This window comes from Ilumatobacter coccineus YM16-304 (assembly GCF_000348785.1).
In the GTDB taxonomy this organism is placed as follows: Bacteria; Actinomycetota; Acidimicrobiia; order Acidimicrobiales; family Ilumatobacteraceae; genus Ilumatobacter_A; species Ilumatobacter_A coccineus.
In genome coordinates this window covers 19101-42409 of record NC_020520.1, presented here as the reverse complement: position 1 = coordinate 42409, position 23309 = coordinate 19101, and the positions used below count along the sequence as shown (strand labels likewise).

Below are 23309 nucleotides of genomic sequence, written 5' to 3'. Positions count from 1 at the left end.
CAGCATGTTCACCACCGCACGGCACCCGTCAGGCACTCGTCGCCGCGTCGCCAGCGGCCTTGCGTTGCTCGTCATCGGGGCTGCCGCCTGTGGCGATGACGACGTCGCTGTCGAGGACGACGACGGCAACGCCGAGCAGACCACGTCGGCACCCGACTCCGATCCGGAGTCGACCGAGCCGACCGACACAGATCCGGTCGACAGCGAACCGACCGGCACAAATCCGGCCAACAGCGAACCGACCGGCAGCGAGCCGGCGGAGAGCGTTCCGAGCGACACCGGCGCCGCGCCCACCTCGTCGGCCCCGCCGGCGACGAGTGCGCCGCGAGGGTCGGCGATGATCGATGTCGCCGTGGCCGACATGGCGCAGCGCCGCGGCATCGACGCCGACTCGATCACGGTCGTGTCGAGCCAAGACGTCACCTGGCGCGATGGGTCGATCGGGTGCCCGCGCAAAGACATGAGCTACACGATGGCGCTCGTCCCCGGCACTCGGATCGTGCTCGAAGCCGGCGAGTACCGCGACGTCTATCACTCGGGGAACGGGGGCGACCCGTTCTACTGTGCCGTTCCTCAAGAGCCGCTCGACGCGGTGAGCGCGACGAACGGCGGGGCCTCGGGCGACATCTGAGGCGTCGCCCGAGGCCCGATCCGATCAGCGAGCACCGATCAGATCACGCCGGTCGCTCACGTCGTCGATCCGGTGTCCTTCGGGACGTCGACCTTGTCCGACTGAGTGGTGTCGGCTCCCTCACCGGCACCCTCCCCGCCACCCGGGTCCGGAGCGTCGTCGACGCCGATCTCCACGAGCGTGAGCCCGAGGAGGCCGCTTCCATCGGAGTGCGACACCGCCCCGATGTAGGCGCCGTTGTCGAGACCCGACCAACTCGCGACGATCGTGCCGGTGGTGTCGACGACCGCCTCGGTCGGAGCGGAGGTGATCTCCAGCTCACCCGTCGACGGCGTTGCGGGAACGTCCCATGTCGACACGCCGAACTCGACATCGCCACCAGCGGTCTGCCAACCGTGGACGTACAGCGTCCACGAATCGTCCGGTGGCAAGACAGCCTCGATGAGTTCGCTGGTGCCACCGGCGGTCGAACTCGCCACCACGTTGCCGACCGAATCGACGAGGTAGAGGTCGAGGTCGACGTCGGGGTTCGGCACGGCGAGCCCGTCGAGGCCGAGGGCAATACGGAGGAACGCCGACCCGGACGTGACGATCGGGAAGGCAACGGTGCCTGCCGGGTCACTCGGATCGAAGGTCTGGTCAGGATCCTGCGAGACCGTGCCCGCGAGCACGACTTCGGCGGCGGGTCCGTGCGGCGCTGCGGTGTAGGCACCGGTGTATCCGAACCCGACCGGGAACTCGACGGAACCGTCGGTGCCGGAACCTGACACGGAGTCGGCGACGTCGAGCGCGCTGGCGCGGACGGCGATCGGGCTGCGGGCCCGATACTGGCCGCTCTTCCACGTGAGTGAACCGAAGGCCCACTCACCGACCGGCGCGTCGACGCTGGTGATCGTCACGTCGAACGTCGCCGACTCACCGGGCGCCAAGCGGATCTTTCGCTCCGACACCGTCACGTCGAACCCGGGTGGGTCCTCGACGGTCGGACGGAAGGTGAGCGTGCGATCCGCAACCGACGTGACGGTTCGGGTCACGGTGACGGAACCCGCCACTGCTCCGGCGCCGATCGAGGCGAGGTTCAGGTCGCTCGCTGCCGTCGATTCACCGGCCGCGACGAGCTGGCCGCACGTCGATGCCGGGTCGATGAAGATCGAGTCGTCGGTGCCACACAGGAACGCGAGGTAATCGAACAATCCGGCGTCGTAGACGAGACCCGGGTTGAAGATCGAGTTCCTCGACGTCGGGCGGCCACTCGGGTCGACGTGACCGGCTCCCATGTCGAACGGGTCGGCAGCGGTGGTGCCGTCTTCCTTGACCACGTCCTGTCGCGCGGTGGTCATCAGCGCGGACTTCGCCATAGCGGCCGTCCAGTCGGGATGTGCCTGTCGCATCAACGCATAGAGCCCGGCGACGTGCGGGCTCGACATCGACGTGCCCGAGATCGACTGGAAGAGTTGACCCGATGCTCCCGACGACGGGAACGGCGTGTTGCCGGCGAGGATGTTGACGCCGGGTGCGGTCACGTCGGGTTTGATGATGTCGGCCGAGATCGGGTTCGCTCCTCGCGACGAGAAGTCGGCCATGACCGAACCCTGCGTCGGGCGAGCCTGACCCGCGGTGAGCGATGCCGTTGCGGCACCACCCGCTGCAGCGGCGTAGGCCTTGATCGCGGACCCCGTCGTGAAGTTCACGTGGATCGCCGGCAGGAAGTGCGAGTCGGTGACCAGCGCCTGCGCGTCGTTGGGGTTGTAGAGCACCATGCCTGCGCCGCCGGCATTGGCGACGGCGAGCCCCTTGTCGACTCGAGCGAAGACGCCGCGTAGACAGATGACGATCTTGTCGGTCACGTCACCGGTGAAGGGCACGGCAGGGTCGCACAGTTCGTTGCCGAGGGCTGCGGCGTCGACCAGGGGCTTGGTGCCGTCGGTCGCCGGCGTGACGCTGGCACCGGTGGCGAGCTGTCCGTTCCCGAGTCGGACGACGTTGTTGTACGTCCGGTCGTGGGTGCTGGCGCCGACCGAGGTGATCCACGGAACCGTGGCGGGGCCGCCCATGGTCTCGGGTGCAGGGCCGCTGTTGCCGGCGGACGTTGCGACCCACACGTTGGCGTCGGCGGCGAACAGGAAGGCGATGTCGGCCGGATCGGTGAGCGAGGCGCCACCACCGATCGAGTAGTTGATGACATCGACGCCGTCGGCGACCGCCGTGTCGATCGCACCGGCGAGATCCGACGTGAAGCAGCCGAGGTTGCCGCACACCGAGTACGCGATGACGCGTGCTCGTGGGGCGACGCCGCTGACGATGCCTCGGTCGATACCGAACAGCGACGCGTCGACGTCGGCGTTACCGGCCGCGGTCGATGCGGTGTGGGTGCCGTGGCCGTCGTAGTCACGCGCCGAGTTGAACGTCTCGGGTCCGATCACCGACTTGTACGCGAGGCGCATGTCGCGCGCTCCGAGCAGCTTGTCGTTGCACTCGAACGAGGCGTCGTCGGGGTTGTAGGCGGTGTCGCCGAACTCGCACGGCAGACCCGCGTAGTCGGCGAGCGGCGCGTACGACCCGTCGTCGGCGAACGACGCGTGCTCGGGCCAGATACCCGAGTCGATCACTCCGATCACGACGTCCTCGCCGACGTAGCCCGATTTCCACGCACCGCGCCGGTCGTCGAGGCCGAGGAACTCTCCGGAGGCGTCGGTCTGGAGTTGGCTCAGTTCGTTCGGCACGACCTTGGCCACATCGGGTCGCCGCTCGATCTGAGCGACTTCCGACTCGGTGAGGTCTGCCTCGAAACCGTTCAGCACGTAGGTGTAGCTGTCGCCGACATCGTCGGCATCGAGGTCGGCGTCGTCGATGACGTCTTGCTGCGCCTCCTCCAGGTGGTCGACGTACTCGCGCACGGCAGGGTCGCCGTCGTCGAGTTTCTCGCCGCTGTCGAGCGCCGTGGCTTCGAGACCCGGCTCGTCACCTTCGTAGGCGACGACCGGTTCTTCGGCCATCAGCACCACGTACGACGATTCGGGTTCGAGTGCTTGCTTCGCGGCGGCATCGGATCCGGAGAATCCGGTGAGGCCGATGAGCCCGGGGACGGTGAGCAGGAATCCGACGCGCCGTTTCAGGTGACGTCGACCCCGCGCGGATCGGGTGGAACGCGCCGCTGGCAGCGGCGACGAGGACAGTGATGACACTGGATACTCCTGGCTTCAGCTGCCCGCTGCCGCCTGCTGTTGTCAACGTATCGCGGTGAACAGCGTCACACCAGAGGCTCTGACCTGGTGTTTTGCGCGACGGCCTCACCCGAAGCAGCGGGTCGACCACCGTGCGGGACCGCACGCGGACGCGGCGCTCCGGGGATCTCGGAGACATGTATTCGGGACGAGACGACCGAGTCCCCGGACATTTGTGACACCTACCAGACGGCATCGACCCGAAGTTCTCGACTCTCGAGCGCGACGATTCGGGTTGATTTCGATGCCGCTCGAATCAACCAGTCTTGATCCTGCGGCGCTCTTCGTCGATGGTCTGCGATTCCTCGACGGGCAGTTGCTCAGGCCCCCGAGTTCGGTCCACGGAGGCTGATCGCGGCCTCCGTCAGCCCCGGGATCGGACGATCGGAGGGCTCGATCCGACCAGCAGCGGCCGCAGCAACTCAAGCGCATGAGGCTCGCTCGCTGCCGAGCACTCGCGTGCCGCACGACGACCGACACCCAGCAGAAAGAACCGCATCAGCAACCTTCGGCGAGGCCCTCGGCAGCGTTCATCACTCGTCCCCGAAGCGGGCCTTCGGCGAATCCTTCGCCGGGCTGATCGTAGCGGGTCAGCAAATGGGTGCCGCCGTCGCCGGCGATTCGGGGAGGTGGCTTCACGCGACGCCATGCCCCGACGGTTCAGTGGCGAGCCCAGTGCAGGGGTTGTAGCTCGAGCATTGAGTGGGACCGTCGTCCGTAGCTCGGACCATCGTGGCTTGCGAGAACGTTGAAATCGCTCGTTCTCATTCAGCGCTATTCTCTTCGGTGTTCGTGAGTGGACGGAGGTCGCAGTGTCGAACTTCGTTGTTGCGGACATCACCGGCTGGGAGTGACCCTGCGCAGCGATGGAAGGAGCAGTCTCGGATATTGCTACTCGCCTCGTCGCTGAATGACCCGAAGCGAACTTTCTGCAAGTCGCAGTTCCTCATGGACAACACGGTGGCGTCGTTGGTAGCGACCTGGCTATGGAGGATTCGACATTCGAAGAAGCGGAGGCTCTTCAAGCTCGCGCGCATGGCCATCTTCGAACCGAAGACCCGGCAGTTCTTGAGTGTTATTCCGCCACCAGAGCTGAGTGACCAGTCGCAGTTGTAGAGGGCAGCCTTGCGCAGCGTGTAGAAGGTGATGGAGTCGCGAGGATCACCGTCGAACCGGGAATTGAGGATGATGGCGTCGGTGAGGTCGAGCGACTCGCCGTTGCGGCGATCGATCCTGATGGTTTGGTCGACGACCAGTGTGCGTTGCAAGTTAACCTTGATGCCCTTCGGGGCGCGCAGTGCGATTGCCACTGCCTCGGCGTAGTCGACCGCCAGGTGGAGGACCTCGGGTCCGTTGAGCAGCTCGCCTTGACCGGCGACATCAACCACGCCATCGAAGTTCTGCGTGTGTGAGAGGTGAATGACGTTCTCGAAGGTCGTCACGTCCACCGGGAGTCGTTCGCGTGCGAACGCGCACACGATGTCATAGAGGCGTTGAACGTCGGCGTGCTCCGCTTGCGCGAGACCTTCGAGCGCGAGAAGCCCGGCAAGCCGGACCGAGCGGTGCTCGTGACCGAGTTGCTCGACCGCAGCTGTGAAATCGGAGCGATGGCGGTCGCGGTCGAGCTCAGCGCGGCGCTCAACATCGGCAGTCGCATCGCGTTGCCGATCGCTATCGCGCTCGCGTTGCGCTGCAGCGGCAGCGGAACTGAGACGCTTCTCGACGGCGAGCTGGCGTCTGTGTTCGTTCCGCGACAGCTCCAGGCGTCCCCACGCAAGTGTGCCGGCGACGACACCGGCGATCGCAGTTGCCAGCCGGATCCCGTAACCGCGGAGCGCTCCTTGGTCGTCGGTCGCAGCGAAGACGGACCAGCTGGCTCCTCCGTGTGCACTCGCCGCAATCACGTAGATCGCGGCGGCCGCCCCCATTAGGACTACAAGCCAGGCGTATCGCAAGACCAAAGGCTCGTCGACCGTGAGCTTCTTGCGCTCCGTGGAGTGAGCTTTCTGCACGGCCAGAACCTTACTTTCCTTAGGTTTCGGGCCTCACCCCTGTGGGTGGGGTCTGAGAACCGGTTCGAAGGCATCTCGGTGGGCTCGTCGCACGACAGCGAAGCCTCGATGATTCGAACCCGCCAACGTCGACTGGCCGAGCCGCCCAGCGACCGCAAGTGCTCAGCTGCGGAGCTGCGAGCGCTCTGGATGTCGAAGACGCGCCGAGTTCGTCTTGGTGAGCGAATCACCCACACGCTGAGAACCGTCTCAGATTTCTTGAAACGAATCGGCCTCTGCGGCGCCTGACGTCCACGCAAAGGTTCGCCTCGTGGCGATGGAAATTGAGACGTGCGTGGGCCGATGGACACCGTTTGGCCGGACCCGAGGTCCAATGTCTGTCGCAGTTGGCGCCGCACGTCGAGGCCGTCTCACGGTGCTGTTCGCGTCAGCTCGTCGGGAACCACCGAATCGAGCCAACCCCACGACGTTGACTCAACGGTCCTGATTCCACTCAACGGTCGACTTCTGACAGGCCATCGATCGTCGTGACACATCCGGCGCGCCGCCAAAATTCCGAAACCACGATCGCTCCGGCCGAGTATCGGCCGGAGCGACGGTGATTCACGTGGCCTGAGTCACAGGCTCTTGCACTCGCTGCACTTGGGCTTTCCGCCCGTGCCGGAGCGCTTGTTCTCGCTCTCGATGTTGTTGCCGGTGTTGCACGACGTGTTGTCGTGATGAACCGTCGACTTGATCGAGTGCCAAGGTGCCGTCTTCATGGTTGCCTCCTCTCGGTTTGCCAGAGCTCGGCCAAACGAGTAAGAAGACATCTGCTTAGGGAGATCTCCTCGTTCGTATGATCGAGCTGACTTCTGAAATCAACAGCCGTCACCGTCGTGGTGACGGCTGTTGTTGTTTCCGCCACCACATGTGTCGTGATGACGGTGGAGTAATTACATCATGGTCATTCGTATCGGTCAAGTCTTTCCCGCAAAATGACGTGGATCGAACGTACGCGCGAGTCATATCACACGCTGGTAGTTTGCCGCTCGCGCTTATCGCGCGAAGCATCGCGCGGAGAGCGCGAATTCGCTCCAAATACTGTCGGCCCTATATACCGACGTTGGTGGCCGTCGAGTCTCACTTCGCCCGCCCTGTGCGGTCCACCACGGCCAGTTGGCTATCTGGGCAAGGCGTGCGCATAGGTGGCCATGCGCATCTCGATGCCGTGACCGAGGATGTCGGCGATGGCTCGCTGCTCACCGAGGTCGGGTGCTTGCTGCACCATGTGGTCACAGTCCATGCGAGGTCAGCCGCGGCAAGCCTTGTCAACGATCCCGGCGAGGGCTCGGTCGTAGGAGTGAGGCACCACCGGCTTTTCCCGTTGGGGTTGCGAGGATGTGCTTCGTCTCCAATCGGTTCCGACACCGGTTGTTCGGCGCTACGACGTGTGGAGGATCGCACCGCATCGGAATCGATCAAGATGGTCCGAAGTTGGGTTCGTTCCTTCGCGTTGCTCCATGCCGCACCCACCCCGAAAACCAAAACACCCGAACCCCAAGAAGGGGGTTCGGGTGTCCGGGATGTCTGGCGACATCACATGGTGGAGACGATGGGAATCGAACCCACGACCTTCTGCTTGCAAAGCAGATGCTCTACCAATTGAGCTACGTCCCCGTATGTGTGTCCTCTATGTGTACCGGTGTTCAGGACGGCGTAGAGGTTACCGCCAACTCGGGTTGCTCACCCTCGCCCGACGTCACCTCTCGCAACGTCACCTCTCGCCAACTCGACCAGTCGGGCGATCCGGTGATCGTCGGGCCCGAGGTACACGGCGAGCACCCCGGCGACGGCTTCGACATCGAGCGTTCCGGCCTTGGCCATCTCCTCGAGGTCGGCCCAGTCCTTCGTGCGATCGAAGAACGTCTTGAACACCGCCAGGTCACGACACGACAGGAACGGAATCGATGCCCCGGCAAAGTCTTCCCAGCGCACACGTTCGCCGACGGTGACATGGAAATCGGTGGTGTCGAGAAACACGTCGACGGGCGTGGCGTCCCACCACAGGCGCACCTGCCCGTCACGCACCAACAACGCACGCTCGTCGTCCGACACCGACACGTCACTCGGGAGCGCGGCGATCAGCTCGTCGGTCCGATCGACCGGTGCGAACACGTTGACGTCGATGTCGATCGTGCCGCGGGCCCGCTCGGTACACCACGCCAGAGCGAGCGCTCCGCCGAAGGCGTGCGGAAGTTCGGCGGTGGCGAGCGATTCGTGCAGCGCAACGATCTTGTCGGCCAGCATCACGCCACGTCGCGCCGGCCGAACACCGGCATCTGCAACGACTCGTCGTGTCGAGCCGGAAACATCTCGGCCAGGTTCAGCACCTCGAGGAGTTCGTCTCCACGATCGAGCTCCGTCAGCGGATCGCGGCGCACCCGTGGCCGGAGCGTGACGTCGACACCGACATCGGCGGCCCGGAGAATCCGGTTCAGCGTGCCGACCGTCGGATCTTTACGGCCCTGTTCGTAGGCGACGAGTGTCGAATGCGACGTGCCCGCACGCCGGGCGAGCTCGCGCACGCTCAGGCGCGCCTCGGTGCGTGCGGTCCGGATCAGCGTCTCTGCGTCCATGCACGACATCGTAACAGACGGTGGTATCCGATCGGATACCACCCATCATCAGGACCACCGAGGCATGCTCAGGCGGCGTGGCTGAACGTCGCTCGATAAGCGCTCGGGGTCGAACCGACGATCTTGGTGAAGTGCTGACGCAACGCGGCCGCCGACCCGAAGCCGATGGTGGCCGCGATCTCGTCGACGCTGGCGGTCGAGGTCTCCAGCATGCGCTGCGCAACCACCACACGCTGGTGCAGGATCCATTGCAGTGGCGTCGTTCCCGTCGCCGCCTTGAACCGGCGAGCGAAGGTGCGCGGTGTCATCGCGGCGCGCCGGGCGAGTTCGTCGACGGTCAACTGCCGATCGAGATTGGCCTCGACCCACTGCAGCACGGCGCGCAGATCGCCGTCGACGTCATCGGTCACCGGCATCGGTTGCTCCACGTATTGCGCCTGACCGCCATCACGATGCGGGGGAACGACCATGCGCCGAGCGATCGTGTTCGCCACCTCGGCACCCCAGTCCTGCCGCACGAGGTGCAGGCAGAGATCGATCGCCGCCGACGTGCCGGCCGACGTGAAGAGACGGTCACTGCCGGTGTACAGCACATCGGGCTTCATCTCGATCGACGGATAGCGCGCCTGGAACTGCTTTGCATAGGTCCAGTGCGTCGTGGCGACCGAGCCATCGAGCAGACCGGTCGCCGCGAGCACGAAAGCCCCCGAACAGAACGAGATGATCCGCGCCCCACGCTCGTAGGCAGCGGTCAACGCGTGGAGTGCCTGCGGGTCGTACTCGAGGCCCGGCGTGGTCCGGTGACCGTTGGGGATGACCACCGTGTCGGCCCAGTCGAGCGCTTCGAGGCCGTGATGCACCGTAAGGTCGAAGCCGCCCTCGAGGTGCAGCGTGGGCCCATCGTTGCTGCACATCCGCAACTCCGAGTACGGCACGCCCTGCGCCGTGCGATCGTTGCCCCACACTTCGATCGCCACCGACATCTCGAACATCGCCGGGCGGTCGAAGAGCAGAACTGCCACTCGATGCTCGCGATCCTGCCGCCACGGAATGTCGGTTTTCGTACTCATGGGGGCCATTCTGCCATTGGCAGGATGACACGCGCCAGCGCATTCTTGCCACATGATGTTTTCCGTGTTCTGCCCGACCCACGACACCCGAGTCCTCATGACCCGCCGCAACGCCATCAGTTTCTGGAACGGACCCGACGGCTCCGTCATCCGCTGGAAGTGCGGTTGCGGCCACGAAGGGTTCCTCGATCACACCGGTTCCCACGCCGACCCCACCAACGTCAACTGCCCCGGCGAGATCGACTTCTCCACCATCGGCACGAGCCTCCCCGCCGCCGACCGCCACACCGACCAGGTCCAGACCACCCACTGATGCCCCCGCTGCCCCATCCGCGCAAACTTGATTACATCGCTCCCGGAGCGATGTAATCAACTTGTCGGGGGCCCAGCGTTTCTCCGGCGCTCGTCAGACGCGAGAGACTGTGTGACATGAGCGACGTGGTGGAAGAAGTCAACGACTGGCTGGCAACGAACTGGGACCCCGATCTCACCGTGGCCGAATGGTGGGAACGCCTCGGCCTGTCGGGCTGGGCTGCGCCCACCTACCCCGTCGAGGCGTACGGCAAAGGCCTGTCGCGTGGCGACGCCGTGCTCGTCGGAAACGCCATCGCCGCGCACGGAGCACTCAGCGCTCCGGGTGGCCTCGGGCTGCTGCTGGCCGGGCCGACCATCGCCAAGCACGGCACCAAAGAACAGATCGAGACCTACGTCCGCGACATCGTCACCGGGCAGAAGGCCTGGTGCCAACTCTTCTCCGAGCCCGGCGCCGGCTCCGACCTCGCCGGCCTCCAGGCCCGAGCCGAACAAGACGGCGAGGAGTGGATCGTCAACGGGCAGAAGGTGTGGACCTCGGGCGGGCACATCGCCGACCTCGGCATGCTGATCGCCCGCACCGACTCGAGCCTCCCGAAGCACCAGGGCATCACCTACTTCGCGATCGACATGCACCAGCCGGGCATGGACGTTCGGCCGCTGCGTGAGATGACCGGCCGCGCGCTCTTCAACGAGGTCTTCCTCACCGACGCCGTGGCTCGCGACGACGCGATGATCGGCGGCAAGAACAACGGTTGGGCCGTCGCCAACTCCACCCTCGCGTTCGAACGCGCGGGCCTGGGCGCAGGCGGCGGCAGCCAGTCGACCAGCGTGGCCACGCCCGGCACGGTCGGCGGCCACCTCGACAAGCGCGCCGGCGACTTCGTCAACGACGCACCCAAGCCCAAGGCCAAGCCGAAGCCGAGCGACGACGCCTCGTCCGATTCGAAGCCGAAGCCGCGCCAGGGCGGATCGGCCGCGCTCGGTGGGCTCGCCGGTCGTCTCCGTCAACTCGCAGACGCCAACGGGTCGATCGCCAACGCCACGATCCGCAACGACCTGATGCGCCTCCACTCGATGACCGAGATCGGCCGCATCAACAACCTGCGCGTCAAGGGCGCCCGCGCGATGGGCAAGGAGATCCCTGGCATGGCCAACATCTCGAAGCTGTCGATGAGCAACCTGGTTCGGCTGCAACGCGACCTCAGCCTGCGCATCGTCGGTGCCAGCGGCATGCTCCACGCGTACGACGCCGACAAGAAGGACGCGATCACCGAAGCGACGGGCAACCCGTTCCTCGGCGTGATCACCGAACTCGCCCTCTTCGCGCAGGCCCCGCCGATCTACGGCGGCACCGATCAGGTGCAGCGCAACATCATCGGCGAGCGCGTGCTCGGTCTCCCCAAAGAGCCGAACAACGACCGGGTCACCCCGTTCAGCGAACTCCCCAAGAACGCCTGACGACGATTTTCGCCCAGGCCAAAAATCACCCCCACGCGACCACATCGAGCCAGGCCAAAAATCACCCCCACGCGACGACATCGAGCCTGGGCAGAAATCACCCTCACGCGAACACTCTGAGCCTGGGCAAAAATCACCCTCACGCGAACACTTTGAGCCTGGGCAGAAATAGCCCTGACGCGGTGAATTCGGGATGGGTGGGGGTTTCGCTGGGGGTGACGGTCAGTCGTCTTTGAGAGCGACAGCGTTGGGGGTGACGTTCATCTTCGGCTCGTACTCGGCCACATCGACGACTCGACCCTCGCTCGCGAACTTGGCGACCAGGTCGGCGCGGCACGTCGAACACGGTGCGTAGAACTCGTCGGTCGTCGGTGTTTGGCAGCGAGGGCAGTCGAACTCCACCCCTCCGACGTTACAGCGCGTACGATCGCAGTCGATGCCCGATCGCCGTTCGCCGAACCCTCGCTCCCGCGATGGTCTCCTGCCGCCGGTCGGAGCGCGAACACCCGGGCTCGACGACCTCGACGACGACACGATCCGCGCCGAAGACGACGGCGACTGGGACGACGACGAGTGGTACGAACCGAACTACATGGTGCGTCGGGCGCTGGCCATCGGCGGAACCATCGCGGCCATCGCGATCATCGTGTTCGTGGTCAGCAAGGTGATCGGTGGCGATGACGGCGGCAGCGGATCGGCGAGCGCTGCGAGCGCCGAGTGGAACCACGTGGTGGTGCTCACCGACGACGAGATCCGCATCGTCGACCCGTCGAACGGCGACGTGGTCGACACCTACGACGGCGACGCCGACCTCCTCGACGCGCAGTCGGTCGTGACGGGCAACGTCCTCGTCACCATGACCGACGCCGGACGCATCACCCAGACCGACCTGAGCGACGGCACGAGCACTCGCGGGCGAGCGAGCACCGATCAGGCACTGCGCCTGTCGACGACCAACCCGACGATCGCGATCGCCGGCACCGACGGTGGCGGCGACGTGACGCTGATCGACACCAACGAACGCACCACGCTGCGGGTCGGCGACGTCGCCGGTCTCGACGATCCGCTGATCTTCCCGATGGAGGTGTACGTCAACCCGGACGGCACGCACGCCGCCATGTCGGATGCGCGCAGCTTCCAGTCGACCGTGGTCGACATCGCCGAAGGCACCGCCGAGCTCCTCGCCGGCCAGGTCGTGGCCATCGGCGACGACCGGGTCGTCACCGCCCAGCGCGCCGGGGCCAACACCGAACTCGAGTTCTACGACCTCGCCGGCGAACGGCTCGGGTCGGTCGACGTGCCCACCCCCGCGGCGTCACTGCTCACCTCCGACGGCAACATGCTCCTCGTCGACGCCAGTGGCGCGATTCGACTCGCCAACGCCGACGGTGACGTGTCCGAACTCGGCGCACTCAGCGACACCGAGGCGCCGACCGCCACGATCGAGGTCGAAGCCGGAACGACCGCGTTCGGCGGCACCCGCCTGCTCGCCATCACGTCGCGCCAGGTGTTCGTGCTCAACGACGCCGGCCTGCAACTCGGCGTCGCCGACGGCGACATCACCAGCACACCGACGCGAGCCAGCCGCTGCGTCACGGTCGGCAGCCCGCGTTCGACCGGCACCTCGGTGCAGCTCGATCTCGACAACGCCTCCGTGATCGTCGAGATCGGCGGCGGCATCGTGTCGAACACCTCGGTCGATGGCTGCACGGCAGCACTCATCGGCGGAGCCAGCCCGCAGATCGTGCACGACGGCGAGATCATCGAGGTCGACGCGAACTCCATCGTCGACATCGCCCCCGACGGCGAGGCGTACGTCGTCCTCGACGGCCGTGACTCCGAGCTCCTCACGATCGACGGCGAGTCCAACGTCGAGGTCGCCGATGTCGCCTCGGTCATCCGGTTTGCGCAGCGCTGATGAATCAGCCCGCCCAGCCCGACGGCAGCCACCCGGACGACACCCTCGCTCACGGCACCCACCCGGATGCGGTCGAGTCGACCTTCGTCGAGATCACGCGACCCGACGTGACCTGGCGGTTCGAGCGCGAGTTCCTCACGTCGAACTGGACGTGCCTGTTCGGCAACGGCTGCAAGGGCATCCTCACCGCCGACGCCACCGAGCTCAACCAGGGCTGCTGCTCGCTCGGTGCTCACTTCGGCGACGGGCCGGCCGGCCAGGAGGAATCACGGCAGGTGTCGGCGATGGCCGCGCTGCTCACCCCCGAGCAGTGGCAGCACCACGACGCCGGCACCACCGACCACCTGCCCGATGGCGCCGGCGAACCGGTCGCCGGCATCCACGGCGACGGTGACCGCACCCACACCCGAGTCGTCGACGGAGCGTGCGTGTTCCTGAACCGCCCGGGATTCGCCGGCGGCGAAGGGTGCGCACTGCACATCGCCGCCGCCGAGTTCGGTGACTCCCCCACCGAGTGGAAACCCTCGGTGTGCTGGCAGCTTCCGCTCCGAGTCGACTGGGCGCTCGTCGACGACACCGACCCCGAGGGCCCCGAGACCGCCACCGTCCGCCGCTGGTCGCGAGCCGACTGGGGCAAGCACGGCGAGACGATGCACTGGTGCTGCACCGAACGATCGGAAGGCGCCGAGGCCTACTCCGGCGACAACCAGGTCATCGAGAGTCTCCGCGACGAACTCGAAGCCCTCAGCGACGAGAGCGTCTACGACGAACTGAACGAAGCACTCGACGAAGCGCTGAAGAACGAGACGTAGGCATCGAGCAACGACCGACGTCCGTCAGGTCGAGCGCAGCGAGCAGAAGAGCGACGCAACGAGCGAAGCGACGTTGCCTGGAGCGCCCATCGGAACGATTGACGACAGTGGCAGATCTCCCGCGCCCGCAACCCGAGTGCCAGCGGGTCTCGCGCCGAGCCCGAGTGACAGGTGGGTGGACACACCAGCGTGACGCGCGAGTCGAGGCCCGGCGCGCTGTCAGATGACGTTGACGACGTCGAGGACCGCCGCGACGGTCGGTTGTGAGACGTCGCCGGTGCTCGTGTCGCGCCAGTCGGCGCGCTTGGTCGCCCACGAGATGAAGTCGTGCGCGGTCGTGCGGATGACCGGCGCGTCGTCGTCGGCTCCGTTGGCGATGATCCACTGCGGACCCGCTGCCGGGTCGCCCGGCGTGAGACAGAAGCTGTGCGCAGCGGGGCCGTCGAAGACGAGGTTGATCGGCTGCTGCGGAGCCGACGCGAGCGCGTCGGCGCACATCTGCGGGAGTCCGGCGAGCATCCAGTCGACGGCGGGGCCGAGCACCGTCGGGTCCTTCGGCAGTCGTGCAGCCCGGTCGACCGCGGCGCCGATGTCGTGGCGGAGGTGGCAGTAGTGATCGAACGCGATCGCGTCGCCGAGCAGGTGCATCGGGTGGGATCCGAGATCACCGAGCGGAACGACGGTGTCGGCCATCGGCGGTTCCTGCAACGCGGCGAGGGCAGCGACGCCCTTCTCCGACCACTCGTCGTAGGCGGCGACGACCTGGTCGACCGTCCATTCCTTGCGAGCCTGCACGACCACCTCGGCCGTCGCCTCGGCTCCTTCGGCCGCGCTGACGTCGACCTCGATCGTGTCGGCCGCGGCGATCTGTTGGTACACGGCAGCCATGTGCTGCGCGACGTCTTGGACCCGCCAACCCGTGCATCCCGACGGCGCCGCCCACTCCTCTGGCGTCAACGTCGCGAACAGTTCCTTCGCTCGAATCACCTCGGCTTGCAGCCCTTCGATCGCACCCTTCGACATGACGCGAAGGTACCGCGAATCGGCGACCCGCCTGCGCAGCCGTCAGCGTCGGGTCGTCACGAGCGTTTCCGCGGCGACCGGAACGAAGCCGCAGGCCAGGAACGCTCGGAGCGACGCGGCGTTGCCGGGCGCCACCTGCGCCCACACCCACTCGGTCGGCGGAACCAGATCGAGACCCGACGCGATGAGCCGACGACCGTGACCTCGCCCGTGGTGCCCGTGGTGCCCGTGGTCGCCGAGCAACTCCACCGAGATCTCGGTTCGGCCGACGAGCCCCTGGCCGATCGTGACGAACCCTTCGGCATCACCGTGGACGACGACCCCGTCGCGGTGCTCGCGCGCTCGGATCACGCGCGGGTGCTCGTCGAGGTCGGTACGCACCGGGAGCGGGTCGCTCCCCGTCGCTGGTCGCGTTCCGGCAGCGACGAGGACCGCATCGTGCGAGCCGATCGTGCCGTGTGCCCCGGCGAGCAACTGGGTGACCGCCGGGTGCGAAGCACCACCGAATCCGTCAGCGCCCGCGGCAGCGAGCACCTCGTGGGGCTCGTCGCACAGCACGAACGAGTGGCCGGTGAACTCCACGATCGCGGCGGTGCCGGGCCGGTCGGGATCGTGCCGCTCGAACCGCCCGTCGACCGGCGGGTACTCGCCCGTCGCTGCCGCGTCGAGCGCGTGTCGAAGTGGGTGCACCGGCTCCGGCTCGACGCTCGCGTCAGCCGAGCACACGCTCGAGGTACGCGTTGGTGAAGGTGCGGTTCGGGTCGAGTTCGTCTCGCCACTCCTGGAACGTGTTCCACTCGGGGTAGCGATGGGCGAGCGTGGTCGCCGTCTGGAAGTGCAGCTTGCCCCAGTGCGGCCGCCCGTTGTAGTCGTTCATGATCGACTCGACGCCTTGGAAGTAGGCCTCGTGCGGCACGCCGACGTACTGGTGCACGGCGATCCATCCCGACGCCCGACCGTTCGCCGTCGACAGTGGGATGTCGTCGGCCGCCGAGATCCGCACTTCGATCGGGAACATCGGCTTGATCGGCAACGTGGAGATCAGGTCGTGGATCCGACCGATCGCGTCGGGCACCGCATCGATCGGCACGCCGTACTCCATCTCGAGAAAGCGGACCTTGCGCGGGCTGCAGAAGATCTTGTCGCTCCGGTCGATCAGGTCTCGTTCGGGTGCACCGAACATGACGAGTTTCGCGACCCTCGGTGCGAGGCTCGGGAAGCGGCGGCCGACGCGGCACACGGTGCCGAACGCGAGATTCTCACCGATCCACTTGTCACGGATGTACGCCGCCTTCGACTGCGGCTCGGCGGGGAGTTCGGTGCGGGTGTTGCGCTTCACCTGGCAACGGCGACTCCCCGGCATCCAGTAGAACTCGACGTGGTCGGTGGAGTGCATCAGGGTGCGGAAGTCGGCGAGCAGGTCGACGAGTGGCTCGATGGTTTCGACGGCGTGGAGGTTGAACGCCGGCACGCATCGCAGCGTCACCTCGGTCACGATGCCGAGCGCGCCGAGGCTCACCCGCGCGACGCGCAGCAGTTCCGGGTCGTCGGTTTCGGTGCAGCGGCGCACGGAGCCGTCGCCGGTCACGATCTCCATCCCGACGATTCGTGTCGAGATGTTGCCGAGCCCGGCTCCCGTCCCGTGCGTGGCGGTCGCGGTGGCTCCGGCGATCGACTGCCGGTCGATGTCGCCGAGGTTCGGCAACGCGAGGCCGCGGTCGGTCAACTGCTGGTTGAGATCGTGGAGCCGGATGCCGGCCTGCACGCGCACGTCGAGTCCGTCTCGCCCGCCGACGTCGATGATGCGCTTCATCGCGTCGAGCGACAGCAGGTGTCCGTCGGTCATCGCGGTGTCGGTGAACGAGTGGCCACCGGCGATCACCTTGACCCGCTCACCCGCCTCCGCAGCGCGGCGCACGATCGCCGCGACCTCGTCGGTGGTGGTCGGCTCGTGCACCGCCGTGGGGACACAGCGTTGGTTTCCTGCCCAGTTCTTCGTCGACACGGCCATTGCCGAAGCGTAAGCGACGTTCCGGGGTGCCGCCGCTTCGCCCGTCGGCCGCTCGCCGAGCCGCCGCGATCAGAGTTCTGCGAGGGTACTGCAGACGTGGTCGACTTCGGCGGCGGTCGTGGTGCAGTGCGCCGACAGGCGCAGCATCGGTGCGAGGTCGCGGCGCTCGACGTCGGCTCGTGACGAACCGACGTGCGTCACCGAGGTGTTGATCCGTTGCTCGGCGAGTCGAGCCTGCACCACGTCGGAAGCGAGGGTCGGATGGGTCGCCGTGACGATGCCGCACCGAGCGATCCCCTCGTCGTGCACCTCCATGCCGATGCCCGACAGCCCAGCCCGAAGGTCTTTCGCGCGGCGAGCGATCGCGGTCTGGATGCGGTCGACGCCGAGGTCGAGCGCCACGTCGACGGCGGCCCCGAGTCCGAGCCAGTTGGCGTGGCTGAACTCCCAGTACTCGAAGCGCGTCGCTCCCGGCTCGAACGTGTAGGTGTCGAGGGTGGTCCACTCGGCGCTGTGATGGTCGGGGTGCGACGGGACCACGCGATCGAGGATCGACTCGCGGACGTAGAGGAAGCCGGTGCCTCGCGGGCCGCGCAGGTACTTGCGTCCGGTGCCGCTGAGGAAGTCGCAGCCGATCGTGTCGACGTCGATCACGAGTTGGCCGACCGCCTGACACGCGTCGAGCAGGAACGGCACGCCGGCGGCACGCGTCAGGGCGCCGACCGCGGCGGCCGGGTTGACGAGGCCGCCGTTGGTCGGGATCCACGCGAGCGACACGAGCGCGACGCCGTCGGGATCGTCGAGTGCTGCCGCGAGCGCGGCCAGATCGATCTGGCCGACCGCGTCACTCGGCACGCGCACGATCCGCACCCCTCGCGTCGCCGCGGCGTGCAACATGGCGACGGCGTTGGCGCCGTAGTCGTGATCGTGCGTGATGATCGCCTGTCCGGGCTGCATCGGGATCGACCAGAACGCTGCGCTCCACGCGGCGGTGGCGTGCTCGAATCGCGCGATCTCGTTCCGCTTGGCGCCGAGGAGGGCCGCGATCGACTCGTACGTCTGCTCGCGCTCCGCAGCGGTGGCGGCCGCCGCCTCGTAGCCGCCGATCGTGGCTTCTCGTTGCAGGTGCTCGATCTGCGCGTCGAGGACGGTCTGCGCCGGCAGCGACGAACCTGCGTGGTTGAGGTGGATCAGCTCGTCACGACAGCCCGGCGTGGCCGCCCGGATGGTCTCGATCTCGGCATCGGTGAAGGGTGCTGCCATCGACTCGACGCTAACGCTCGACACCGGGCGACCTCGGCGCGTCGATCCACGCCACGGTCGCAGTTGTCGCCGGTCGGCCGTACCGGCTGGTTGTCTACTACTTGTCTTTACTTGTATTTAACATGTATGGTTGAGGCATGGAGGTCGCCGTCGTCGGATTCGCAGCACTGGCCACGTCGATCCTGAGCGCGGTCGCCGGGCTCGGCGGCGGCATCATCCTGCTGGCGGTGGTCGCACAGTTCTTCGCCCCGACGGTCGCGATCCCGATCCAAGGCGCGATGCAGTTCGTCTCGAACGGCTCGCGGGCCGCCATCCTCCGACGCGAGATCTCGTGGCCGGCCGTCGGGTGGTCGTCGCTCCTGATCTTCCCCGCGAGCCTGCTCGGTGTGATCGTGGCCACCTCGATCCCCGACGCCGCGACACGATTGTTGCTCGGCGTGTTCGTCCTGGTCGTCGGATGGAAGCCGTCACTGCTGAAGTGGCGCGGCGGACGTCAGCTCCCCGACCGGGCGATGCTCGGCGTCGGCGCCGCGTCCGGGTTCCTCAACTCCACCGTCGGCGCGAGCGGGCCGGTCACCTCGCCGTTCTTCAAAGCGGTCACGTCGACCCACATCGCCTTCGTCGCCACCGCTGCCGCATCACAGGTCGTGGCGCACACGTCGAAGATCGTCGCCTTCACGATCGACGGCTTCTCGCTCGCCGACCACCTCGACGTCATCGCCGTCGGCTGCGTCGGCGTCACCCTCGGCAGTGTCATCGGCACGCGCCTGCTCGGCAAGATCTCCGACGATCGTCTCGCACAGGTGTTCAAGCTCGTGCTGACCGCACTCGCCCTCCGCCTCATCATCCAAGCCCTCACCTGACAAACGATCGGGCCGCGTGTGCAGCTGCGGCGGAGCGTCGGTTCAAAGGGCTTCGAGGATGGCGTTCTCGACGACTTCGGTGAGCGCCGGGTGAATGTAGAACACGTCGTGGGCGATCGTGGCGGCCGGCGTGTCGAGCTCCATCGCCTGGATGATCGGCTGGATGAGCGTCGCCGCCTGCGGACCGATGATGTGCGCGCCGATGATGAGGCCGGTCTCGGTGTTGACGATCACCTTCGCGAACGACGTCTCGTCGACCAGTGCCCAGCCGTACGCGGTGCCGGCGTAGTCACGCTTGCCGACCTTGTGCGGAATGCCCTGGTCGATCGCTTGCTGCTCGGTGAGCCCGACGTGCGCCACCTGCGGGTTGGAGAACACGGCACTCGGCACCGCCTTGTAGCTCTGGCGGCGCGGCTCCTGGTCGCTGTGCGCGATGTTCCAGAACGCCACCTTCGCCTCGGCGTTCGCGAGGTGCTTGAGCTGGTAGTTGTTGGCGATGTCGCCGATGGCCCACACGCCCTCGACGTTGGTCGCCATGGTGTCGTCGACGTCGATCGTGCCGCGGTCGTGGCACGTGAGGCCGCCGGCGCGCACTTCGAGCAGGTCGCTGTTGGGTTCACGCCCGGTCGCCACGAGCAACTCGTCGACGATCACCGATTCTCCACCGACGATGATCTCGATCGAACCGTCGTCGAGCCGCGACACCTGGGTCGGCACGTGGCCGTAGCGCAGGTCGACACGCTCGCCGAACACCTCGGCGAAGCGCTCGCTGATCTCGTGGTCGAAACCGCGCAGTACGCCCTCCGAGCGGTTCATCAACGTCACCTTCGATCCGAGGCCGGAGAACACGTGCCCCATCTCGACGGCGATGAAGCCGCCGCCGATGATGCCGAGGCGATCGGGCAGCGCGTCGAGGCGCATGATCGTGTCGGACGTGTGGAATCCGGTCTCGACGAGACCGGGGATCGGCGGGGTGACCGGGCGCGCACCGGCCGCGATCAACACCTTCGACGCGCTGATCGTGACCAGGTCGGTGCCGTCGTTCATCGCCACCTCGAACACCTTGTCGCCGGTGAATCGCGCCGTGCCTTCGAACAACGTGATGTTCGGCGAGCCGTTCGCCCGGTAGTCGCGTCCGCCTTCCGAAATCGAGTCGATGCGGCCGAACACGCGGTCGCGGAGCGCCGCGAAATCAGCACCGTTGAACTGCGTGTCGATGTTGAGCTTCGCCGACGTCTGCGCATCGACCGCCTTGTCGGCCGGGAGCACGAACATCTTCGAGGGGATGCACCCGACGTTGAGGCAGGTGCCGCCGTACACGCCGCGCTCGACGATGGCGATCTTCCAGTCGTCGAAGTACTCGGGAATCGAGTTGCCCGAACCCGAGCCGATGATGATCAGGTCGAAGACCTCGCCACGATCGATCGCATCGTCGGACTCGGTTTCGGTGTTGGTTGCGTTCTCGCTCACAACCGGTGTCTAACCCATCGTGGCCCGGATTGCTTCCCGTCGGTTGCGCACTCCCCCGCCGGCGAGCCGACACGACTGGGCCGATGCAACCGGGCTGACGGGCCGTCAGCCGGTGGCGACGAAGATCACGCCGAGCAGCACGATCCCGAGGCCGGCGATCTGACGGGGCTCGACGTCGTCTCGATACACGAACCGTCCGACCACCACGCTGACCGCCGGGAACAGCGATGCGGTCACCACTGCCGAGGTCGCGCCCGCCTGCACGCCGAGCAGGAAGAAGATCGTCGAGCCGCCTGCCAACATGCCGGCGATCAGCGCCGCGGCCCGCAGCCCTTGCGGCGGGACGATGGTCGCCGACCGTGACCGGGCGACGGCGATCATCAACGCGAACGCCGACACACGCTGGGCCACGGCGGGCCACGATCCGCTCGACTCCGACGCTTCGATCACGATGCTCAGCCCGAAGCCGTAGCCGAGGCCCGAGATCATTCCCCAGCGGATGCCGTCACGAAGGTGCTCGACGCGTCCACCGCCCATCGTGATCACGACCAGACCACCGACCGCCACGATCGCTCCGAGCAGCGCGATCAGCGTCGGGTCGGCACCTCGAACGACCGCGTACCCGAAGGGGATCACCGCCGACAGCGTGGCGACGAGCGGTGCGACGACCGCCGACGACGATCGGCGCAGACCGCTGAAGTAGGCCCACAGCCCGACGCCGAGACCGAGTCCTGAGGCCAGCCCGATGGCGAAGTCACCGACACCGAACGAACTGTCGACGACGAACAGCGCGGCGATCGACGTGAAGATCGCCACGAACTGCAGTGCGACTCCGGCGGCGATCGGACCTCGTGCGTTGACGACCCGGCGGCCGAACAGGTCGGCGAGGCCGATCGACAACGAGGTCAGCAGGCCATAGACGATCGCCATCTCGTCACCTCCTCGCCGGGCTGGGAGGAGCGGTTGTTCGCGCTCTCGACCTGGTACTGCACGGCGGGCACATTATGCAGGTGATCGATCGCTGTCCCGGTGCTCTCACTTCCCCGTTGGCGCGAGGCGGTGCTCATCGGCAACAGTGACCTCATGCAGCGACGGACCGGCGATGGATTCATGCGATGCAGCGACGGACACGTCCGCTGGGGCGTGTTCGGCGCGGCGGGCGTCGTGTTCGTCGTGCGCGAGGCCGACGGCCCGGTCGTGATGTTGCAGAAGCGGTCGGCGATGGCACACGAGGGCGGCACGTGGTCGTGTGCCGGTGGCGCGCTCGACGAGGGTGAGACGCCGTATGAAGGTGCGCTGCGCGAGGCGACGGAGGAAGTGGGCGAACTGCCGCCGGGTGGCACGAAACTGCTCGGTGAGTACGCGTTCGTTCCGGCGACCGACTGGTCGTACATCACGATCGTCGTCGAGGTCACCGAGCGTTTCGGCAACTCGATGAACTTCGAGACCGACGCGGTCGGCTGGTTCACGCCCGACGACGTCGAGCGTCTCCCCCTGCACGCAGGTTTCGCAGCAGCGTGGCCCCACCTCCGCCCCATCGTCGAAACCCCATCCCCCACCACCTGACGCCCACATCGAGCCAGGCCAAAAATCACCCCCACGCGCACACAACGAGCCTGGCCAAAAATCACCCCCACGCGTACACAACGAGCCTGGGCAAAAATCACCCCCACGCGTACACAACGAGCCTGGGCAAAAATCACCCCCACGCGTACACATCTGGCCTGAGCAAAAATCACCCCCACGCGTACACATCTGGCCTGGGCAAAAATCACCCCCACGCGTACACATCTGGCCTGGGCAAAAATCACCCTCACGCGTACACATCTGGCCTGGGCAAGAATCACCCTCACGCGTACACATTTGGCCTGGGCAAAAATCACCCTTGGCGGGGGGGTCAGAGGGCGGCGGGGGCCTGGGGGTCGACGGGGGTGACGCCGACGAGGTGCGTGTGGTCGTTGTAGCGGGCCATTCGCCACAGACCCGCCGGGTCGACCAACCACTCCGACACCGAGGTGTTGATCGGGCTCACCACCGGCAAGGCAGCGATCGACGTGGCTTCGGATGCCACCGGCCAACGTCGAGCCGCGCTGATCATGATCACGCCACCGTGGCACACCACCCACACGGTCTTGCCGCGGTGCTCGCCGACCACGCGATCGGTCGCCGAGAACACCCGCGACGCGAACTCGTCACCCGATTCTCCGCCCGGCGACAGCGGGTTCTCCCAGTCGGTCCACGGAGCGATGCCGTACTTCTCGGTGTACTCCTCGACCGTGAGCCCCTCCGCCTCACCCGACGTTCGCTCGATCAGGTCGGCGTGCTGCTGGGGCACCATGCCGTGCGGTTCGGCGATGATCTCGGCGGTGTGCACCGCTCGCCGCATCGTGCTGACCAGGATCGCATCGGGGCGCAGATCAGGGTCGGCAGCGAGACGGCCCCGCAGCGCTTCGGCCTGTGCCACCCCCAGATCGGTGAGGCCGCCACACGTCTCGAGCCCCGAGATCCAGCGGCCCGCATTGGACGCCGACTCACCGTGACGGATCAACACGATTCGGGTCGGAGCGGCGTCGGGCGATGCGGACTGGTCAGTGGTGGCCATCGGTCCAGCATGTCAGAGG

General features: G+C 66.7%; 21 protein-coding genes and 1 tRNA gene. 7 read left to right on the top strand and 15 right to left on the bottom strand.

Annotation, left to right across the window (positions count from 1 at the left end):
* The first annotated feature begins 4 nt into the window (after positions 1-4).
* Complete coding sequence (locus YM304_RS21570; protein ID WP_015439599.1) at positions 5-631, top strand: hypothetical protein; 627 nt, start codon at positions 5-7, stop codon at positions 629-631.
* A gap of 56 nt (positions 632-687) precedes the next feature.
* Here the strand turns inward: YM304_RS21570 and YM304_RS00175 are convergent, their stop codons facing one another.
* From YM304_RS00175 to YM304_RS00150, 7 genes are all read right to left on the bottom strand, one after another.
* Positions 688-3816: a S8 family peptidase gene (locus YM304_RS00175; RefSeq protein WP_015439598.1), complete on the bottom strand. Its 3129-nt coding sequence runs from the start codon at positions 3814-3816 to the stop codon at positions 688-690.
* A gap of 803 nt (positions 3817-4619) precedes the next feature.
* Positions 4620-5867, bottom strand: a complete 1248-nt coding sequence (locus YM304_RS00170) for a hypothetical protein (RefSeq protein WP_154723235.1) — start codon at positions 5865-5867, stop codon at positions 4620-4622.
* A gap of 617 nt (positions 5868-6484) precedes the next feature.
* The gene (locus YM304_RS25180) at positions 6485-6628 is read right to left on the bottom strand and encodes a hypothetical protein (RefSeq protein ID WP_173401476.1); all 144 of its coding nucleotides are present in this window, start codon (positions 6626-6628) and stop codon (positions 6485-6487) included.
* Between the two features lie 822 nt (positions 6629-7450).
* Positions 7451-7526: transfer RNA gene (locus YM304_RS00165), tRNA-Ala, on the bottom strand.
* A 66-nt stretch (positions 7527-7592) separates the two neighbouring features.
* Positions 7593-8156, bottom strand: a complete 564-nt coding sequence (locus tag YM304_RS00160; RefSeq protein ID WP_197536913.1) for a hypothetical protein — start codon at positions 8154-8156, stop codon at positions 7593-7595.
* Positions 8156-8485 carry a helix-turn-helix domain-containing protein gene (locus YM304_RS21560; RefSeq protein WP_051071237.1) on the bottom strand — a complete coding sequence of 110 codons (330 nt, stop codon included), beginning with the start codon at positions 8483-8485 and terminating at the stop codon, positions 8156-8158. Before YM304_RS21560 ends, YM304_RS00160 begins: the two co-directional genes overlap by 1 nt.
* A gap of 68 nt (positions 8486-8553) precedes the next feature.
* On the bottom strand, positions 8554-9555 hold the full coding sequence (locus tag YM304_RS00150) for a GlxA family transcriptional regulator (protein WP_015439592.1): 1002 nt from the start codon (positions 9553-9555) through the stop codon (positions 8554-8556).
* A 52-nt stretch (positions 9556-9607) separates the two neighbouring features.
* Between YM304_RS00150 and YM304_RS00145 the strand changes: the two genes are divergently transcribed.
* Both YM304_RS00145 and YM304_RS00140 read left to right on the top strand, forming a co-directional pair.
* Positions 9608-9868 carry a hypothetical protein gene (locus tag YM304_RS00145; protein WP_015439591.1) on the top strand — a complete coding sequence of 87 codons (261 nt, stop codon included), beginning with the start codon at positions 9608-9610 and terminating at the stop codon, positions 9866-9868.
* Between the two features lie 116 nt (positions 9869-9984).
* Complete coding sequence (locus YM304_RS00140) at positions 9985-11328, top strand: acyl-CoA dehydrogenase family protein (protein WP_015439590.1); 1344 nt, start codon at positions 9985-9987, stop codon at positions 11326-11328.
* 222 nt (positions 11329-11550) lie between these two features.
* Here YM304_RS00140 and YM304_RS00135 read toward each other — a convergent pair whose 3' ends face one another.
* Positions 11551-11730, bottom strand: coding sequence for a hypothetical protein (locus YM304_RS00135; protein ID WP_015439589.1), 180 nt, complete (start codon positions 11728-11730; stop codon positions 11551-11553).
* Positions 11731-11764: 34 nt separating this feature from the next.
* Here YM304_RS00135 and YM304_RS00130 point away from each other — a divergent pair, with 34 nt between their 5' ends.
* Together YM304_RS00130 and YM304_RS00125 are read left to right on the top strand one after the other, a co-directional pair.
* Entirely contained in the window at positions 11765-13246 is a 1482-nt protein-coding gene (locus YM304_RS00130) for a hypothetical protein (protein WP_015439588.1), read from the top strand.
* Complete coding sequence (locus YM304_RS00125; protein ID WP_015439587.1) at positions 13246-14058, top strand: hypothetical protein; 813 nt, start codon at positions 13246-13248, stop codon at positions 14056-14058. Before YM304_RS00130 ends, YM304_RS00125 begins: the two co-directional genes overlap by 1 nt.
* Positions 14059-14277: 219 nt before the next feature.
* Here the strand turns inward: YM304_RS00125 and YM304_RS00120 are convergent, their stop codons facing one another.
* The 4 genes from YM304_RS00120 to YM304_RS00105 all read right to left on the bottom strand — a co-directional run bounded on the left by YM304_RS00120 (position 14278) and on the right by YM304_RS00105 (position 18355).
* Positions 14278-15081 carry a maleylpyruvate isomerase family mycothiol-dependent enzyme gene (locus YM304_RS00120; RefSeq protein ID WP_015439586.1) on the bottom strand — a complete coding sequence of 268 codons (804 nt, stop codon included), beginning with the start codon at positions 15079-15081 and terminating at the stop codon, positions 14278-14280.
* 42 nt (positions 15082-15123) lie between these two features.
* Positions 15124-15771 (bottom strand): hypothetical protein, encoded by a 648-nt coding sequence (locus YM304_RS00115; protein WP_015439585.1) that lies wholly within the window; start codon positions 15769-15771, stop codon positions 15124-15126.
* 22 nt (positions 15772-15793) lie between these two features.
* Complete coding sequence (locus YM304_RS00110; RefSeq protein WP_015439584.1) at positions 15794-17092, bottom strand: D-arabinono-1,4-lactone oxidase; 1299 nt, start codon at positions 17090-17092, stop codon at positions 15794-15796.
* A 69-nt stretch (positions 17093-17161) separates the two neighbouring features.
* Positions 17162-18355 (bottom strand): aminotransferase class V-fold PLP-dependent enzyme, encoded by a 1194-nt coding sequence (locus YM304_RS00105; RefSeq protein WP_015439583.1) that lies wholly within the window; start codon positions 18353-18355, stop codon positions 17162-17164.
* A 137-nt stretch (positions 18356-18492) separates the two neighbouring features.
* Here YM304_RS00105 and YM304_RS00100 point away from each other — a divergent pair, with 137 nt between their 5' ends.
* Positions 18493-19218: a sulfite exporter TauE/SafE family protein gene (locus YM304_RS00100; RefSeq protein ID WP_015439582.1), complete on the top strand. Its 726-nt coding sequence runs from the start codon at positions 18493-18495 to the stop codon at positions 19216-19218.
* A 42-nt stretch (positions 19219-19260) separates the two neighbouring features.
* Here YM304_RS00100 and YM304_RS00095 read toward each other — a convergent pair whose 3' ends face one another.
* Both YM304_RS00095 and YM304_RS00090 read right to left on the bottom strand, forming a co-directional pair.
* Positions 19261-20688, bottom strand: a complete 1428-nt coding sequence (locus YM304_RS00095; protein WP_015439581.1) for a mycothione reductase — start codon at positions 20686-20688, stop codon at positions 19261-19263.
* A gap of 105 nt (positions 20689-20793) precedes the next feature.
* Positions 20794-21618, bottom strand: coding sequence for a DMT family transporter (locus YM304_RS00090; protein ID WP_015439580.1), 825 nt, complete (start codon positions 21616-21618; stop codon positions 20794-20796).
* 153 nt (positions 21619-21771) lie between these two features.
* Between YM304_RS00090 and YM304_RS00085 the strand changes: the two genes are divergently transcribed.
* The gene (locus tag YM304_RS00085) at positions 21772-22254 is read left to right on the top strand and encodes an NUDIX domain-containing protein (protein ID WP_041298518.1); all 483 of its coding nucleotides are present in this window, start codon (positions 21772-21774) and stop codon (positions 22252-22254) included.
* Positions 22255-22585: 331 nt separating this feature from the next.
* Here YM304_RS00085 and YM304_RS00080 read toward each other — a convergent pair whose 3' ends face one another.
* A complete protein-coding gene (locus YM304_RS00080) occupies positions 22586-23290 on the bottom strand; it encodes a histidine phosphatase family protein (RefSeq protein WP_015439578.1) in 705 nt (234 codons plus the stop codon).
* Positions 23291-23309 lie beyond the last annotated feature (19 nt).